The following is a 14565-nucleotide window of genomic DNA, read 5'->3' on the forward strand; positions in this document are numbered from 1 at the left end:
CCGCCGGTGAGCCCGTCGCATCGCGCCCTCGCCCTCGCCCTGGCCCTCGCGGGCGCATCCCCCGCCCTCGCGGCGGACCCCGTTCCCCTCGTCCCGCCGCCGCCCACGCCCCAGCAGTTGGCGCAGGAGCTGGCCACCGTGGAGGCGCAGCTGGGCACCGCCGAGGCGAGCCTCGCCGACGTCGAGCGCACGCACAGCCAGCGCCCGGAACAGGACGACGCGGAGGCGCGCGCGCGGCGCTACTCGGACGCGGAGATCCAATACCTGCTGGGCAACTGGGGCGCGGCCTCCGTGCTCCTCTACGACCTGGTGAGCGACCCACCGTTCCAGAAGCACCCGCGCTACGCGGACGCGCTCTACTTCCTGGCGGACGCGCTGTTCCAGCAGCGCAACTACATCGGCGCGCGGCTGTACCTGCGCGAGCTGCTCGCGCTGCCCACCACGCCGCGGCACAAGGACGCGCTGTCGCGCTACCTCGTCATCGCCGGGAAGCTGAACCAGTTCGACGGCATCGCGCCGTACCTGGAGCAGGCCCGCGTGCTGTCCGGCGGACAGCTTCCGCCGGAGGTCCAGTACACCTGGGCGAAGTGGCTCTTCCGGCGCACGGACCTGGCGCCCTCGGAGCGCATCGCCCACGCGCGCGCCGCCTTCACGCCCCTGGCGCAGCAGCCGGACGGTCCCTACCGGCTCCAGGCCGCGTATCACCTGGGCGTCCTGTCGATGCAGGCCGGGGAGCTGCCGCTCGCGCTGTTCCAGTTCCAGCAGCTCGTCACGCCCCAGTCCCCATCGGACGGCGGGGCCTCGGTCGCCACCGCGGCGCAGGTGGTGGAGGCGCGGCGCATCCACGAGCTGGCGCTGATGTCGCTGGGGCGGCTGTCCTACGAGACGGGCCGCTACGACGAGGCGCTGGACTGGTACGGCCGCGTGCCGCAGGACAGCGAGTCCTTCCCGGAGTCGCTCTACGAGATTGCCTGGACACAGGTGCGCAAGGGCAACCACCAGGAGGCGAAGAACGCCATCGACATCCTGTTGATGGTGTCGCCCGACTCGCAGCTCGCGCCCCAGGCCCGGCTGCTCCAGGGCAACCTCCTCCAGCGGCTCAAGAAGTACGACGAGGCCATCGCCACGTACGACGAGGTCATCGGCACCTTCCGCCCGGAGCGGGAGAAGGTGGACGCCCTCCTGCGCGCGAAGCCGGAGGCGTCCGCCTACTTCGACCGGCTGCTGAGCCGCGCGGACGACATCCCGGACGTGCGCACCCTGCTGCCCCCGCTGGCACGCAAGTACGCGGCCTCGCGGCGCGAGGTCGTCGACGCGGTGAAGATGGTGGCCGACATCGACAGCGGGCGTGAGGGGACCACCGAGGCGCGGGAGCTGGCCGACCGCATCCTGCGCGCGCTGGACGCCCGGGGCCTGGAGACCTTCCCGGAGCTGCAGGAGGGCCTCACCCACGCGGACGCGGTGGAGACGGCGCTCATCCGCGCGGACGAGGAGCGGCTGCGCGTCGAGGCGCTCACGCTGGACACCTCGCTCACGCAGGGCGAGAAGGACTCCGTCCAGCACCTGCGCCGCGAGCGCGAGGCGCTGCGGACACGCTTCCTGTCGCTGCCCACCACCACGCGAGCGCTGCAGGAGCGGCTGGACCGCATGCAGGCGCGCGTGGACGCGGTGGACCGGGAGGCGTTCCGCCTGGGGACGGAGATCCAGGGCCTGCAGGCCATCGCCGCGTCCGTGCGCAAGTGGGTGGACGACACGCGGCTCTTGCGACACACGCCGCCGGACGAGGAGCAGGAGTACCTCGTGCAGCTCCAGGCGGAGGTGCAGACGCTGAGCGACCTGAAGGTGGAGCTGGACCGCACCCGCGCGCGACTGGCGGACGAGCGACACAGCGCCGCCAACACGCTCGCGGGCGAGCAGGCCATCCGGGGTCGGTATGCGCAGGCGCTGGCGGCCGAGCACGCCGTGCTGGCGGAGGCGGAGCGCCGCGGGGCCTCGGACACCTCGGGGCTGGTGGCGCGCGCGCATGCGGCGCAGGAGAAGAGCGACGCCCTGAAGACCCGTGTCGTCCAGGCGCGTGAGGCGCTGCGCGCCCGGGTGGAGACGCGCGGCCGGCTCATCCGCGAGAAGGTGCGCGCGGAGCAGAAGCTGCTGGAGCGCTACGACCTGGACGTGCGCACCGCCTCCACGGACGCCCGACTGCTGGTGGGCCGCATCGCCCAGGACAGCGTGCGGTCCGTGCGCAACCAGTTCTACGACCTGGTGCTGAAGGCGGACGTGGGCGTCGTCGACGTGGCCTTCACGGAGAAGCAGGACAAGACACAGGCCATCCAGAACGTGGCCGCGCAGAAGGCGGACGCCCTGCGCGCGCTGGACGCGGACTTCCGCGACGTGCTCTCGGAGGATGGCCGCTGATGCGCCGCCTCCTCGCCGTGCTGCTCTCCATGGCCTCGCTCCCCGCCGCCGCCCAGGCGACGGACGGCGAGCAGGCGCCCGCGGCGCCCCAGGCCGGAGACGCCGCCACCGACGCGAAGCCCCCGTCCCGGGGTGCCTACCTGGAGGGCCTGGGCCGCACGCCGCAGGAGGAGGAGCTGCTCCAGGACGTCAGCCGCGCGCTGAAGACGTACGAGGAGGAGTCGCGGGAGTACAGCCGCGAGGTGCAGCTGCTCATGGAGCACAAGTACGAGCAGAAGCGCGACTCGCTCTCGTCCGCGTACGAGAAGGTCATCCGCGACCTGGAGGCCCAGGAGCGCAAGCAGCGGGTGGAGGCCATCGTCCGCTTCGAGGAGTTCCTGCGCCGCTATCCCAGCGAGCCGCGCTACACGCCGGACGTGATGTTCCGTCTGGCGGAGCTCTACTACGAGCGCTCCCAGGACGAGCACCAGTTGGCGATGAAGGACTATCGCGACCGGCTGGACGCGCACGACCGGAACCCGGACTCGGCCTTCCCCGTCGAGCCGCGCAAGGACTACTCGGACTCCATCGCGCTCTACCGCCGGCTCCTGAAGGAGTACCCCGCCTACCGCCTCAACGACGGCGCCTCGTACCTCCTGGGCTACTGCCTGGAGGAGCAGGAGCAGGTCGAGGAGAGCTTCGTCGCCTACCAGCAGCTCATCTCCAAGTACCCGCGCAGCCGCTTCGCCACCGAGGCGTGGGTGCGCATCGGTGAGTACTGGTTCGAGAACTACAACGACCCGAAGGCCCTGCCCCAGGCCGCGCAGGCCTTCGAGGCGGCGTCACGCGACACGCTCCACCCGCTCTACGACAAGGCGCTCTACAAGCTGGGGTGGACGTACTACCGCATGGACCGCTTCGACGAGGCGGTCCAGTCCTTCCTCACGCTGGTGGACTTCTACGAGGCCCAGCGCGTGGCCAAGGGCGAGGAGGCCGCCGGCGGCGACCTGCGCACGGAGGCGCTCCAGTACGTCGCCATCTCGCTCGCGGACGAGAGCTGGGGTGGCATCGCCCGCGCCCAGTCCCTGTTCGCCCAGCGCGGTCCGCGCCCGTACGAGTCGGACATCTACCGGCGCCTGGGGGACGTTTACTTCGACCAGGCCAACCACGTGGCCGCGGTGGAGGCCTACCGGCTCGTCCTCCAGAAGGACCCGCTCTCACCCGACGCGCCCCGGGTTCAGCAGCGCATCGCCCAGTCCTTCGAGCGCGAGCGCCGGCTGATGGACTCCTTCGTCGAGTCCGAGAAGCTCGCCGCCCTCTACCAGCCGGGCACCGCCTGGTACGAGAAGAACAAGGGCGACCCGGACGCGCTCTCGCAGGCGAACCAGTTGGTGGAGAAGAGCCTCTACGGCAGCGCCACCTTCCACCACCAGCAGGCGCTGGTGTTCAAGAAGGAGGGCAAGTTCGAGCAGGCCAACGTCGCCTTCGCCACCGCCGCGCGCGCGTACGGCACGTACCTGGAGCGCTTCCCGCGCAGCAAGAGCGCGGGCGAGATGCGCTTCTACCACGCCGAGTGTCTCTACTTCTCGTTCCAGTTCGCCGAGGCGGCGCGCGGCTACGAGGAGGTGCGGGACACGGGCGTGAGCGCGAAGCACCGCGACGACGCGGCCCACAGCGCGGTGCTCGCGTGGCAGCAGCAGCTCGCGCTCGACATCCAGAAGGGCGCAGCGCCGGACCTCAAGCCCCTGCGCTCCTCCGAGCGGCCCGAGGGCGCCGCGCCCCACCCCGTCCCGCTCACGACCACCGAGCAGAAGCTGGTGGCCGCGTCGGACCGGTACGTGGCGCTGCTGTCGAAGGACGCCAAGGCCCCGGGCATCGCCTACAAGGCCGCGGAGCTGTACTACGCGCACGACGAACTGCCGGAGGCGCGCGCGCGCTTCGAGCGCATCATCCAGACGTGGCCCCGCAGCGAGGTCGCCCGCTACGCCACCAACCTCACCGTCGAGACGTTCCTCATCGACAAGGACTGGCGCAGCGTCGAGGAGGTCAGCGCGCGCCTGGCGGACAACGCGCAGGTCATCGAGCCGTCGAGCGAGCTGCACCAGCAACTGATGCGCTTCAAGCTCGCCGGGCGCTTCAAGCTGGCCGACCAGCTCATGGCCGAGGGCAAGTACGAGGAGGCGGCGCGCAAATACACCCAGCTCGTCGACGAGGCCCCTCGCCACGAGTTCGCGGACAAGGCGCTCAACAACGCCGCGGTGGCCCACGAGAACACGCGCCGCTTCGACTCCGCGCTCAAGCTCTACGAGCGCATCTACCGCGAGTATCCCAAGTCGTCCCTGGCGGACGCGGCGCTGTTCCGCGTGGCGGTGAACGCGGAGAAGTCCTACGACTTCGACAAGGCCGTCACCAGCTACCAGAAGCTGGTGAAGGACTACCCGGCCTCGAAGGACCGTGAGGCGGCGCTCTTCAACACGGCGCGACTGTTGGAGGGCCAGCAGCGCTACGCGGAGGCGGCCGCCACGTACACGCGCTACGCGGAGCTGTTCCCCAACGCGGAGGACGCGGCGAAGAACCAGTACCACGCGGCGCTCCTGCTGGAGAAACAGGGCGACCCGCGCGGCGAGGTGAAGGCGCTCCAGGAGTTCGTGCGCAAGTACGCGAACAAGTCCAGCCAGTTGGAGCGCGTGCTGGATGCGCACCGCCGCATGGGCGACGCGTACCAGAAGCTGGGCAACGAGAAGGAGGCCACGCGCTCGTACACGCAGGCGGCGACGGAGTTCGACCGGCGCAAGCTGAAGCCGGACACGCATCCGCTCGCGGCGAACGCGGCGGCCTACGGGCGCTTCCAACTGGCCGAGGCGGAGCTGCGCAAGTTCGACAAGCTGAAGATCGGCGGCTGGGGTCCCGCGCTGCTGCGCAGCTTCGCGGCGAAGCGGGCGGCGGTGAAGACGGTGAAGGACGCCTATGCGCGCGTCTACCCGTACAAGCAGCTGGAGTGGTCGCTCGCGGCGGCCTACCGCTCCGGGTACGCGCTGGAGCGCTTCGCCAACACCATCATCGAGACCCCGGTGCCGCCCGACGTGAAGCGCCTGGGCGAGGAAGCGGTGGTGACGTACCAGGACCTGCTCGCGCAGAACACCGCGGAGCTGGAGGACGCGGCGGTGGAGAGCTACGCCATCGCGCTGGCGGAGGCTCGCAAGAACCGCGTCTCCAACGAGTGGACGCGCCGCACGCTGGAGTCCCTCAACCGCTTCCGCCCCAAGGAGTACCCCGTGCTCAAGGAGCCCAAGCAGGCGCTCGCCGCCGAGGGGCTCTATCCGGATGGACTCGTCGGTGGCCCCAGCGCACCGCCTCCTCCGGCGACCCGGGATGACAAGCGCCTCTCGGGAGGAGACAAGCCGTGAGCCGCGCACCGCGAACCCCGGCGCCCTCCGCCGCGTTCTCCTCCCCTTCCGACGCCGCGACACCGTCCCTGGCCACGCGCCGTGCCCCGGAGGCTCGCGGCCCCGCCACCAGGCCGGGCGACGAGACCCTCGCGGCCGTGGGCACCAAGACCTTCCCGCGAACCTCCGGCCTCGCCGTGGCCCTGCTGTGGCTGTCCGCCTGTGCCACCGCGCCGCAGCCCCGCGCGGACACGCCTGCGACGACCGCGCCCCCGACCGTCGAGGCGAAGCCCACACCGCCTCCGCCACCGCCCCCGAGCGCGGAGGAGGACTTCGCCCGGGCGGTGGAGATCGCCCGCGCGGGTGAACTCACCGCGGCCGAGACGGCGCTGCGCGCGCTGGTGGACTCCCATCCGACGCTCGACACCGCGTGGACCAACCTGGGCATCGTCCAGGAGCGGCAGGGCCGCCACGCCGAGGCCGAGCGCTCGTATCGCCAGGCGCTGACGCTCGCGCCGGAGCAGCCCGCGGCCTGGGACTGCCTGACGCGCCTGTACGGCCGGACGAACCGCGCGGCCGCGCTGGAGGCGGAGCTTCGCGCGGTGCTCGACGCGAAGCCGGACGCGGTGACGCCGCGCACGGCGCTGGCCATGACGCTGCTCCAGCAGAAGAAGCTGGAGCCGGCCGCCGCCGAGGCGAAGCGGGCCCTCCGCGTCGACGAGCGTCACGTGCGCGCCATGCAGGTCCTCGCGCAGGTGTACTACCGCGAGGGCAAACACGAGCTGGCGCGCATGGTGCTGGAGAACGCGCGCGACATCGCCCCCGAGGACGCCGCCACGCACAACGCCCTGGGGCTCGTCTACGTGGCGCTCGGCGCGGGCCCCCAGGCCCTGGAGGAGCTCAAGCGCGCCACGACGCTGCGCCCCGACTTCGCCGAGGCGCGCAACAACTTCGGCGCCCTGCTCAACGAGGCCCAGGACTACCCGGCCGCCGTCACCGAACTCGAGGCCGCGGTCCGCGCCGCGCCCGACTTCGCCGACGCGCGCCTCAACCTGGGCAACGCCTACCGGGGCATCGGCGACTTCACCCGAGCCAAGGGGGAGTACGAGCAGGTGCTCACCCTGCGCCCCGCGGCCGCGGACCCGCACTTCAACCTGGCCGTCCTCTACCTCGACGTGGAGCCGCCGGACCTCGACGCCATCGAGCGCTACAAGACGGCCATCGCCCTCTTCGAGCAGTACGAGGCCAAGGGCGGAAAGGACGAGCGCATCCCCCAGTACGTGAAGGACGCGCGCAAGAACATCGACCGCGAGGAGCGGCGCCGCGAGCGTGAGCGAAAGGACCAGCTCCGCAAGGCCGCCGAGCAGCCGAAGCCTGCTCCGCCCCCCGAGACCGCCCCCGCCGCGCCCACACCGGCCCCAGACGCGCCCCCCTCCGCCGGAACCGCCCCCCAGGCCCCGGTGTCCCAACCCCAGCCCCCGGCTTCCGAAGCCACACCGGCCCCCACACCGGCCGGCTCGGGTAAGCTGGACGGCGCCCCGAACTGACCTCTCCATGCGCTCCGCCCTCGCCCTCCTCGTGCTGCTCGCCGCCGCGCCCTCGCTCGCGCAGGACGCGAAGTCGTCCGCGCCGGCACCCCAGGGTTCGGCGCCGCGCACCGACACGCCGGCCGCGAAGAAGCCCTCCCCTCGCAAGGTCATCCGCCTGGACGCGCTCACCGTCGAGGGACGCATCCAGAAGCCGCAGGCCTTCTACATCCTCCCCCGCTCCAACCTGAGCTTCGACGACCTGAACCGCGCGGAGAGCTTCGTGCCCAAGGTCGAGCAGAGCGTCGAACAGGACCCGTTCTAGCCCCATGGCAGCCCCTCCGCAGACCAAGCTGCTCCGCGTCGGCCTCATCCAGAACGGCCAGATTGTCGAGGAGCGCCACGTCCGCCGTGACACCGTCACCATCGGTCACGACGCGCGCAACACCTTCGTCCTGCCCGCCGCCGACGACCGCCCGGCGCGCTTCGGCGTCTTCGAGTTCCAGGGCCAGCAGTTCCAGCTCGTCATCAACGAGTCCATGAAGGGCCGCGTCAACCTGGGCTCCTCCGACGTGGACTTCGACGCCCTGCGCACGCAGGGCCACGCCTCGCGCCGGGGCGACCTGTACGTCCTGCCGCTCCAGGAGACCGCGCGCGGCAAGGTCGAGCTGGGCGACGCCACCCTCTTCTTCCAGTTCGTCACGCCGCCCGCCGAGGAGGCCCGGCCGCTCCTCCCGTCCGACATCCGCGTCAGCCGCTGGAAGACGATGGACCGCGTCTTCTTCGGCATCCTCGCGGCCTCGCTCCTCCTCCACTTCTCCGGCGCAGCCCTCATCATCTCCTCCGAGGCGCCCAAGGAGCAGGAGCTGGCCCTGGACCAGCTCGACGACCGCTTCGTGCGCGCCATCATCCCCCAGCGCCCGGTGGAGACCCCCAGGCCCGCGACCACCGGCCCCGCCGACGCGCCCAAGGAAGAGGCCAAGGCCCCGGAGACGAAGGAGGGCGACGACAAGCCCGCCGGGGAGAAGGCCGCGAGCGCGGCGGCCGCGCGCCACGCGGAGGTGGTGAAGAAGGTCTCCGGCAAGGGCCTCCTGAAGCTGCTCGGCTCCAAGGGCGACGGCGCGGGCGGCGCCTTCCAGGACGTGCTGGGCAGCGCCAGCGGCGGCAACGACATCGCGGCGGCGCTCCAGGGCGCGGGCGGCGTGGGCGTGGCCAACGAGGTCACCACCGCCAAGGGCACCGGCCCGCGCGGCGGCGGCACCGGCTCCGTGACGGGCATCGGCGAGCTGGGCACGCAGGGCGGCGGCAAGGTCGACCTGGGCAACAAGAAGGAGGTCGAGCTCAAGGGCCGCGTGCAGGACGCGGCGCCGGAGGTGGACAGCTCCGACGTGGACCGCGACGCGCTCGCCCGCTACGTGCGCGCGCGCAAGGGCGCCATCCAGAGCTGCTACGAGAAGGAGCTCAAGCGAAACCCCAACCTCAAGGGCAAGGTGGTGGTGCGCTTCTCCATCACCCCCACCGGGCGGGTGGGCGACTTCGACATCGACGAGAACACCCTGGGCAGCGAGGCCGTCGCCAGCTGCATCCGCGCCGTCATCCGCGCCTGGGTGTTCCCCTTCAAACCCGACGCGGACGCGACGGTGTCCTACCCCTTCGTCTTCTCGCCGACGGGGTAGGCTCCGGGACATCGACCCCGCCGGGGGGCTCGCGGGAGGACCATGGAGAAGCTGGCCGTCATCACCGCGTCTCCGCTGTTCGAGATGCTCTCCCCCACGGAGCTGACGCGGCTGGCGGAGCTGGCCCGCGTCCACCACTGCGTCGCCGGGGAGGTCGTCTTCGAGGAAGGGGACTTCGGCGACAGCCTCTTCCTCATCGTCCAGGGCCAGGTGGAGGTCGTGCGCCGGCACCCCGACGGCACCCTCTCCCCCCTGGCCATCCTGTCCGCCCCGGAGTCCTTCGGGGAGATGGGCCTCATCGACAAGGACGACCGCTCCGCCACCGTGCGCGCCCACACCGCCGCCGTCCTGCTCCAGCTCACCGGCCAGGACCTGCGCGACTTCCGCCGCACCCACCCGGACGGCTTCACCTTCATCGTCGTCAACATCGCCCGGAGCCTGTCTGCCCGACTGCGCGAAGCCAATGCCCGGCTCTCCGGTAACCACTGAATAAGAGGGGACTTGTCGCGTTGACACCCCTCCCCCCGCCCTCTACGCTTTGAGTCAATGCGAAGGGCCGGGAAAGCCGTGAGGCGTATGAACACCGCCGGGATGATCGCCGTGGTGGTCGCCGCGAAGGTCGCCCTCGCGCAGGCTCCGGCGCCCGCCGCGCCCCCGCCGCGCGCCCCGCCTCCCGCCCCCGCGCTGGAGAAGGCCAGCGAGGTGCCCGACTCCCAGAAGCTCGAGCGCAGCAGCCAGGCCCTCACCGCCATGCGCGACGTGCTCCGTCAGGTGCTCGGCAAGGTGGAGGAGGCGCGGCGCACCAAGGACGTGGTGAAGCTCAACTGCGCCAACGAGAAGCTCACGCAGATCAAGGGCCTGCTGCGCATCTCCGAGCAGGCGGACGTGTCGCTCCAGGAGGCGCTCACCCGGCGCGAGGTCTCCTCCAGCGAGCACGAGTACACCAAGGTGATGATCGCCCGGCAGAAGGTGGGCCAGCTTCGCTCGGAGGCCGAGGAGTGTATCGGCCAGCTCGCCTTCCGGACCGACGAGAACCTCTTCATCGAGGTCGAGGAGCCGGAGAACCTGCCTGGTGGAGATCCCACCCGGCCGCCTCCGCCTCCCGTCGTCGTCGTCCGGCCTCCGGCGGCCAGCCCCATCGAATAGCCCCTGTGTGCCCTCTGCCGCATCGGGCGAGTCTCCGTGACGTACCGAACAATTCTTCGGCCCCTCGAAACGTGCGTGCTATGACGCCCTGGGCCGTCCGCAGGAAAGGTAGGAGTGGGTACCCCTGCTTCCGGGGAAGCCACTGCGAGCCATGACGCTGAGAGGGACAATCCGGGGCATGGGTTGCGCGCTGGCGCTGATGGCGCTCGGCGGCGAAGCCTCGGCCCAGAGCGCGATGTCGGCGCCCTCCAGCGGCGGTAACGGCTTCAAGGTCGGCAACGGTCGGCTGCACCCGTACTTCGAGCTGGAGACGCGCCTGGACAGCGGCGTGGGCTACTTCGGCCTGGAGGGCGCGCAGCCGCAGCCGGACGGCACCCCGCCGAACCTGTCGGGGGAGCTGGCCATGCACTTCCGGCCGGGCTTCCGGCTGGAGATTCCTTCCCCCCGGCTGGCGTTCAACCTCAACGCCAACCTGGACTACGTGCTCTACACGGAGCTGATGACCGCTGGCTCCAACAAGGCCTCCCACATGGAGGGGGCCGCGGACCTGCTGGCGCGCATCAACCCGGAGGCGCCGCTGTCCGTGGAGCTGTCGGACCAGTTCGTGCGCTCGGACCGCACGCGCTCGGCCGCGGTGGGCGCGGGCGTGTTGAGCCTCTACAACGAGGCGCGGGTGAAGACGCCGTGGAAGCCCGGCGGCGGCGCGGTGGAGCTGGCGCCGAGCGTGGCCTACGCGGTGGAGCTGTTCCAGTCGCTGGGCGCGGCGCAGCCCGTGGGCTGTGTCGACGGCGTGTGCGAGGCCCTGGCCGCGGACCGCTTCGACTACGGCAACCTGCGCGTGGGGATGGAGGGCCGCTGGCGCTTCCTGCCCAAGACGGCGCTGGTGCTGGACACCGGCCTGGACGTGCGCAGCTACTTCAACGACGGCGGCCCGGACGCCACGCTGCTGCGCGCCCTCGTCGGCGTGGCGGGCCTCATCTCCCCCAAGGTGGCGGTGACGGCGAAGGCGGGCTGGGGCCACAACTTCGGAGAGACGGGCGGCGGCACGCTCGTCGCGCAGCTCGAGGGCACCTACCTCTACAGCCCCACGCTCACGTTCAAGGGCGGCTACCTGCGCACGCTGGAGCCGGTGGCGGCGTACGGCATGTTCCGCGACGACCGGGGCTACGCGGAGGCGCGCGCGCTGTGGGGCGGCAAGCTGACGGTGCGGGTGGCCGGCGCGGTGGACTTCCTGAGCTTCGAGGGCACGCGCTCGGACACGGTGGTGACGGTGGACGCGGGGCCCGAGTACCAGTTCCGTCCCTGGCTCACCGGCTCGGCCGGCTACATGCTGAGCACGCGCTCCTCGTCGGTGGACGGCGGTGGCCTCAACTACACGCGCCACGAGGGGTATGCTCGCCTCGTGGTGACGTACTGAGCCCGCCGTCGTGCCGGGCCCCTTCCCCGAGCCCGCTCCCCGGATGAGACCCTCCCGCCTCCTGTGCCTCCTCGCCCTGTCGGGCGCGCTGGGCGCGTGCTTCGGCTCCGCGCCGCGTCCCCCGCCGCCCTCGCCCACCCCGGCCGCGGAGGCCGGCGAGGCGCACGCGGGCGGCGGCACGCTGGGCCCCGGCGACGTGGTGGAGGTGCGGGTGTTCCAGGAGCCGGAGCACTCGGGCACCTGGCGCCTGTCGCCCGAGGGCACCATCGACTATCCGCTGTGCGGCAAGGTGCCGCTGCAGGGCAAGACGCCCAGCACCGCCGCGGACGCGCTGCGCGACTGCCTGGGGCGCTACGTGCGCCGGCCGCAGGTGTCGGTGCTCATCCGCGAGTACAACTCGCAGAAGATCTTCGTCTTCGGCGAGGTGCAGAAGCCGGGCACCTTCCCCGTGGACGGGGAGATGTCCATCATCCAGGCCATTACGCTCGCGGGTGGCTTCACCAAGGTCGCGGAGAAGAACAACGTCCTGGTGACGCGCGTGGTGAACGGGCAGGAGCGCAAGATTCGCGTGCCCGTCGAGGACATCGGCGTGGGGCGGGAGAAGAACTTCATGCTCCAGCCCGGCGACATCGTCTTCGTGCCGGAGAGCTTCTTCTAGGCCGCGCCACGGACCTCGCGAGGCCCATGCCTCGCGAGACCCGCGTGGGCAGGCGGCCTACTGCAGGTCGCAGCCGGGGATGCAGTAGTTCGCGTTGATGAGCGTGCGCGTGTTCGACAGGTTCGACTGACAGCCCGCGTACTGCGTGGCGGGCGTGGCCTGGATGCGGCTCGCGCCGCACTTCACGACACAGGCGCGGATGTTCTCGAACCAGTAGACGAGGTCGTTGTTGGGGCAGTTGGGCGGGATGCCGATGCCCTGCTCCACGCCCACCATCGCGTCCGCCTCCGGCGGGACGGGCTCGGCGTCGGCACCACCACCACAGGCCGTCAGGAACAGGCTGGACATCGCAACCAGGGACACCGCGAAGCGCTTGGCGTTCATGTGTACTCCTTCGACAGGGGGAGACACTGAATCATGCAACACCCGGCGCTCCCAGCGAAGCCAGCCCACCGTGGGAGCCCCGTCATTCCGTGAGGACGGAATCCGAGGAGGGCGGAGCGGTGACTACGTCCCCTCGCAGCCCGCCGGCTCGTTGCAGGAGAACGTCATCGTCACGCCCATGCTGAAGCCCTGGTTGCCGCCGGGGACCACGGGGCTGCACGACATGAGGGAGCGGGTGATGTCGCAGCCACCGGAGGGGCACGTCTCGAACATGAACGTGTCCGCGAGCTTGTTGGCCTTGTCGTAGGCCTCCGCGCAGGTGACGCCCGTGGTGCGGCGGACCACCGAGTACCGCGTTGCCCCGCATGCACAGGCCAGCGGCGCCTCGGACGTGTCCAGGGCGCTGACGCCGTCGTCCCCGGACGCCATGCCGCCCTGGCAGCCCACGAGGAGACCGAAGAGGAACAGCCCTACTCCACACCACGGCATGCGCGTCAGGTAGGTCATGACGCGAGGCTAGGGCCGGCGGCGGCGCTTCCGCAATCCAGCGTCAACAGCAACGCATGACGCAATCAGGCACGAGGCGTCCAGCCGAGCTGGTCGATGAAATGTTTCGCCTCGGAGAGAAGCGTGGGGGCCAGGGCGGGCGCGGAGGCGATGACGTCGCCGCGCAGGACGTCGAAGGGGGCGCCGGTGACGTGGCGGATGACGCCGCCGGCCTCCTCCACCAGGAGCGAGCCCGCGGCGATGTCCCAGGGCTTGAGGCCGAACTCGAAGAAGCCGTCGAAGCGGCCCGCGGCGACGTACGCCAGGTCCATGGCGGCGCTGCCGGTGCGGCGCATGCCCTGGGCGCGCAGGACGAAGCGGGTGAACAGCCCCACGGGGCCCTCGGGCTTCTCGCGCACGTCGTAGGGGAAGCCCGTGCACAGCAGCGCCGCGTCCAGCGAGGACACGGCGCTGGCGCGCAGGGGGCGGCCGTTGAGGGTGGCGCCCTCCCCGCGCGCGGCGGAGAACAGCTCGTCGCGCATCGGGTCGTAGACGACGCCGGCCACGACGCCCTGGGGGCCCTCCACGGCCACGCTGACGCAGAAGTGGGGCACGCGGTGGGCGTAGTTGGTGGTGCCGTCGAGCGGGTCCACCAGCCAGCGGAAGCCGTCCGAGCCGGCCGTGGCGCCGCTCTCCTCCGCGAGGATGGCGTGGGTGGGGTGGCGCGCGCGGAGGAAGGCGAGCAGCGCCTCCTCGGACGCGCGGTCCGCGTCGGTGACCAGGTCGATGCCGCCCTTCAGCTCGATGATGCGCTCGCCCAGGAAGCGCTCGGAGAGGATGCGGCCGGCGAGGCGGGCGCCCTCCTCCGCGGTGCGGCGCAAGGCGGCGGGCGACTCGTGGGCTTCAGGGGCCGTGGCCATGGCGTCTCCTCGACTAGGGGGCGGGCTCGGCCAGCAGGGATTCGATCTCCGCCTGGTACTTGGTGAGGAACTCCTCCGCGAAGCCCTCGTGGAAGTACCGGACCACGCCCCTCCGGTCGATGATGTACGTCGTCGGCATGCCGCGCACCTTGAGCGTGCGCTCGGCCACGCGGGCGTTCTCGTCGAGGAGGATGGGCAGCTTCACCTTCACCTCCTCCAGGAACGGAGGAATCGCGCGGGGGTCCTCGTCCACGTTGAGCGCGTAGACCTTCAAGCCCCGGCCCGCGTACTCGCGGCTGAGGTTCTCGTAGAAGGGCAGCGCGTCGCGGCACGGCTCGCACCACGTGGCCCAGACGTCGAGCAGCACCACGCTGCCCCGGTCGCTCTTGAGGTCGTACGTCTCGCCGCCCGGGTAGCGCTTCACCTGGAAGACGAGCGGCGCGGGGCTGCCGTTCGAGCCGCCCTCGTCCCCCGACCCGCCGGGCAGGGTGGGCGTGAGGGAGGGCATCGCGTTGTTGCGGGCGCAGGCGGCGAGGGACAGGGCACCGAGGGCGGCGAGGAGGGGCAGGCGCATG

Annotated in this window: 13 protein-coding genes; 9 read left to right on the forward strand and 4 right to left on the reverse strand. The window is 71.5% G+C overall.

Annotated elements, in window-relative coordinates; translation table 11 throughout:
- The first annotated feature begins 6 nt into the window (after positions 1–6).
- The 9 genes from LZ198_RS35455 (at position 7) to LZ198_RS35495 (ending at position 12200) form a co-directional block, all read left to right on the forward strand.
- Positions 7–2412 (forward strand): tetratricopeptide repeat protein, encoded by a 2406-nt coding sequence (locus tag LZ198_RS35455; RefSeq protein WP_253976562.1) that lies wholly within the window; start codon positions 7–9, stop codon positions 2410–2412.
- Positions 2412–5798 (forward strand): tetratricopeptide repeat protein, encoded by a 3387-nt coding sequence (locus LZ198_RS35460; protein ID WP_253976563.1) that lies wholly within the window; start codon positions 2412–2414, stop codon positions 5796–5798. The genes LZ198_RS35455 and LZ198_RS35460 overlap by 1 nt, the downstream gene beginning before the upstream one ends.
- The gene (locus LZ198_RS35465; RefSeq protein WP_407667492.1) at positions 5795–7324 is read left to right on the forward strand and encodes a tetratricopeptide repeat protein; all 1530 of its coding nucleotides are present in this window, start codon (positions 5795–5797) and stop codon (positions 7322–7324) included. Before LZ198_RS35460 ends, LZ198_RS35465 begins: the two co-directional genes overlap by 4 nt.
- A gap of 7 nt (positions 7325–7331) precedes the next feature.
- The gene (locus LZ198_RS35470; protein ID WP_253976564.1) at positions 7332–7628 is read left to right on the forward strand and encodes a hypothetical protein; all 297 of its coding nucleotides are present in this window, start codon (positions 7332–7334) and stop codon (positions 7626–7628) included.
- Between the two features lie 4 nt (positions 7629–7632).
- Positions 7633–8979, forward strand: a complete 1347-nt coding sequence (locus LZ198_RS35475; RefSeq protein WP_253976565.1) for an AgmX/PglI C-terminal domain-containing protein — start codon at positions 7633–7635, stop codon at positions 8977–8979.
- 42 nt (positions 8980–9021) lie between these two features.
- The gene (locus tag LZ198_RS35480; RefSeq protein ID WP_253976566.1) at positions 9022–9468 is read left to right on the forward strand and encodes a Crp/Fnr family transcriptional regulator; all 447 of its coding nucleotides are present in this window, start codon (positions 9022–9024) and stop codon (positions 9466–9468) included.
- A gap of 87 nt (positions 9469–9555) precedes the next feature.
- Positions 9556–10125 (forward strand): hypothetical protein, encoded by a 570-nt coding sequence (locus LZ198_RS35485; RefSeq protein WP_253976567.1) that lies wholly within the window; start codon positions 9556–9558, stop codon positions 10123–10125.
- A gap of 178 nt (positions 10126–10303) precedes the next feature.
- Positions 10304–11542, forward strand: coding sequence for a hypothetical protein (locus LZ198_RS35490; protein ID WP_253976568.1), 1239 nt, complete (start codon positions 10304–10306; stop codon positions 11540–11542).
- A gap of 43 nt (positions 11543–11585) precedes the next feature.
- Positions 11586–12200 (forward strand): polysaccharide biosynthesis/export family protein, encoded by a 615-nt coding sequence (locus tag LZ198_RS35495; protein ID WP_253976569.1) that lies wholly within the window; start codon positions 11586–11588, stop codon positions 12198–12200.
- A 57-nt stretch (positions 12201–12257) separates the two neighbouring features.
- On the opposite strand, the gene LZ198_RS35500 is transcribed toward LZ198_RS35495, so the two are convergent.
- The 4 genes from LZ198_RS35500 to LZ198_RS35515 form a co-directional block, all read right to left on the reverse strand.
- Positions 12258–12584: a hypothetical protein gene (locus tag LZ198_RS35500; protein WP_253976570.1), complete on the reverse strand. Its 327-nt coding sequence runs from the start codon at positions 12582–12584 to the stop codon at positions 12258–12260.
- Between the two features lie 123 nt (positions 12585–12707).
- A complete protein-coding gene (locus LZ198_RS35505; protein ID WP_253976571.1) occupies positions 12708–13091 on the reverse strand; it encodes a hypothetical protein in 384 nt (127 codons plus the stop codon).
- A gap of 65 nt (positions 13092–13156) precedes the next feature.
- Positions 13157–13990: an inositol monophosphatase family protein gene (locus LZ198_RS35510; RefSeq protein WP_253976572.1), complete on the reverse strand. Its 834-nt coding sequence runs from the start codon at positions 13988–13990 to the stop codon at positions 13157–13159.
- Positions 13991–14003: 13 nt separating this feature from the next.
- On the reverse strand, positions 14004–14564 hold the full coding sequence (locus LZ198_RS35515) for a TlpA family protein disulfide reductase (RefSeq protein ID WP_253976573.1): 561 nt from the start codon (positions 14562–14564) through the stop codon (positions 14004–14006).
- Between the last annotated feature and the right edge of the window lies 1 nt (position 14565).

This window comes from Myxococcus dinghuensis, from assembly GCF_024198235.1.
GTDB lineage: Bacteria > Myxococcota > Myxococcia > Myxococcales > Myxococcaceae > Myxococcus > Myxococcus dinghuensis.

Coding starts and splice junctions, on each gene's coding strand:
- LZ198_RS35460 (WP_253976563.1), top strand. CDS start 2,412: ATGCGCCGCCTCCTCGCCGTGCTGCTCTCCATGGCCTCGCTCCCCGCC.
- LZ198_RS35470 (WP_253976564.1), top strand. CDS start 7,332: ATGCGCTCCGCCCTCGCCCTCCTCGTGCTGCTCGCCGCCGCGCCCTCG.
- LZ198_RS35475 (WP_253976565.1), top strand. CDS start 7,633: ATGGCAGCCCCTCCGCAGACCAAGCTGCTCCGCGTCGGCCTCATCCAG.
- LZ198_RS35480 (WP_253976566.1), top strand. CDS start 9,022: ATGGAGAAGCTGGCCGTCATCACCGCGTCTCCGCTGTTCGAGATGCTC.
- LZ198_RS35485 (WP_253976567.1), top strand. CDS start 9,556: ATGAACACCGCCGGGATGATCGCCGTGGTGGTCGCCGCGAAGGTCGCC.
- LZ198_RS35490 (WP_253976568.1), top strand. CDS start 10,304: ATGGGTTGCGCGCTGGCGCTGATGGCGCTCGGCGGCGAAGCCTCGGCC.
- LZ198_RS35495 (WP_253976569.1), top strand. CDS start 11,586: ATGAGACCCTCCCGCCTCCTGTGCCTCCTCGCCCTGTCGGGCGCGCTG.
- LZ198_RS35500 (WP_253976570.1), bottom strand. CDS start 12,584: ATGAACGCCAAGCGCTTCGCGGTGTCCCTGGTTGCGATGTCCAGCCTG.
- LZ198_RS35505 (WP_253976571.1), bottom strand. CDS start 13,091: ATGACCTACCTGACGCGCATGCCGTGGTGTGGAGTAGGGCTGTTCCTC.
- LZ198_RS35510 (WP_253976572.1), bottom strand. CDS start 13,990: ATGGCCACGGCCCCTGAAGCCCACGAGTCGCCCGCCGCCTTGCGCCGC.
- LZ198_RS35515 (WP_253976573.1), bottom strand. CDS start 14,564: ATGCGCCTGCCCCTCCTCGCCGCCCTCGGTGCCCTGTCCCTCGCCGCC.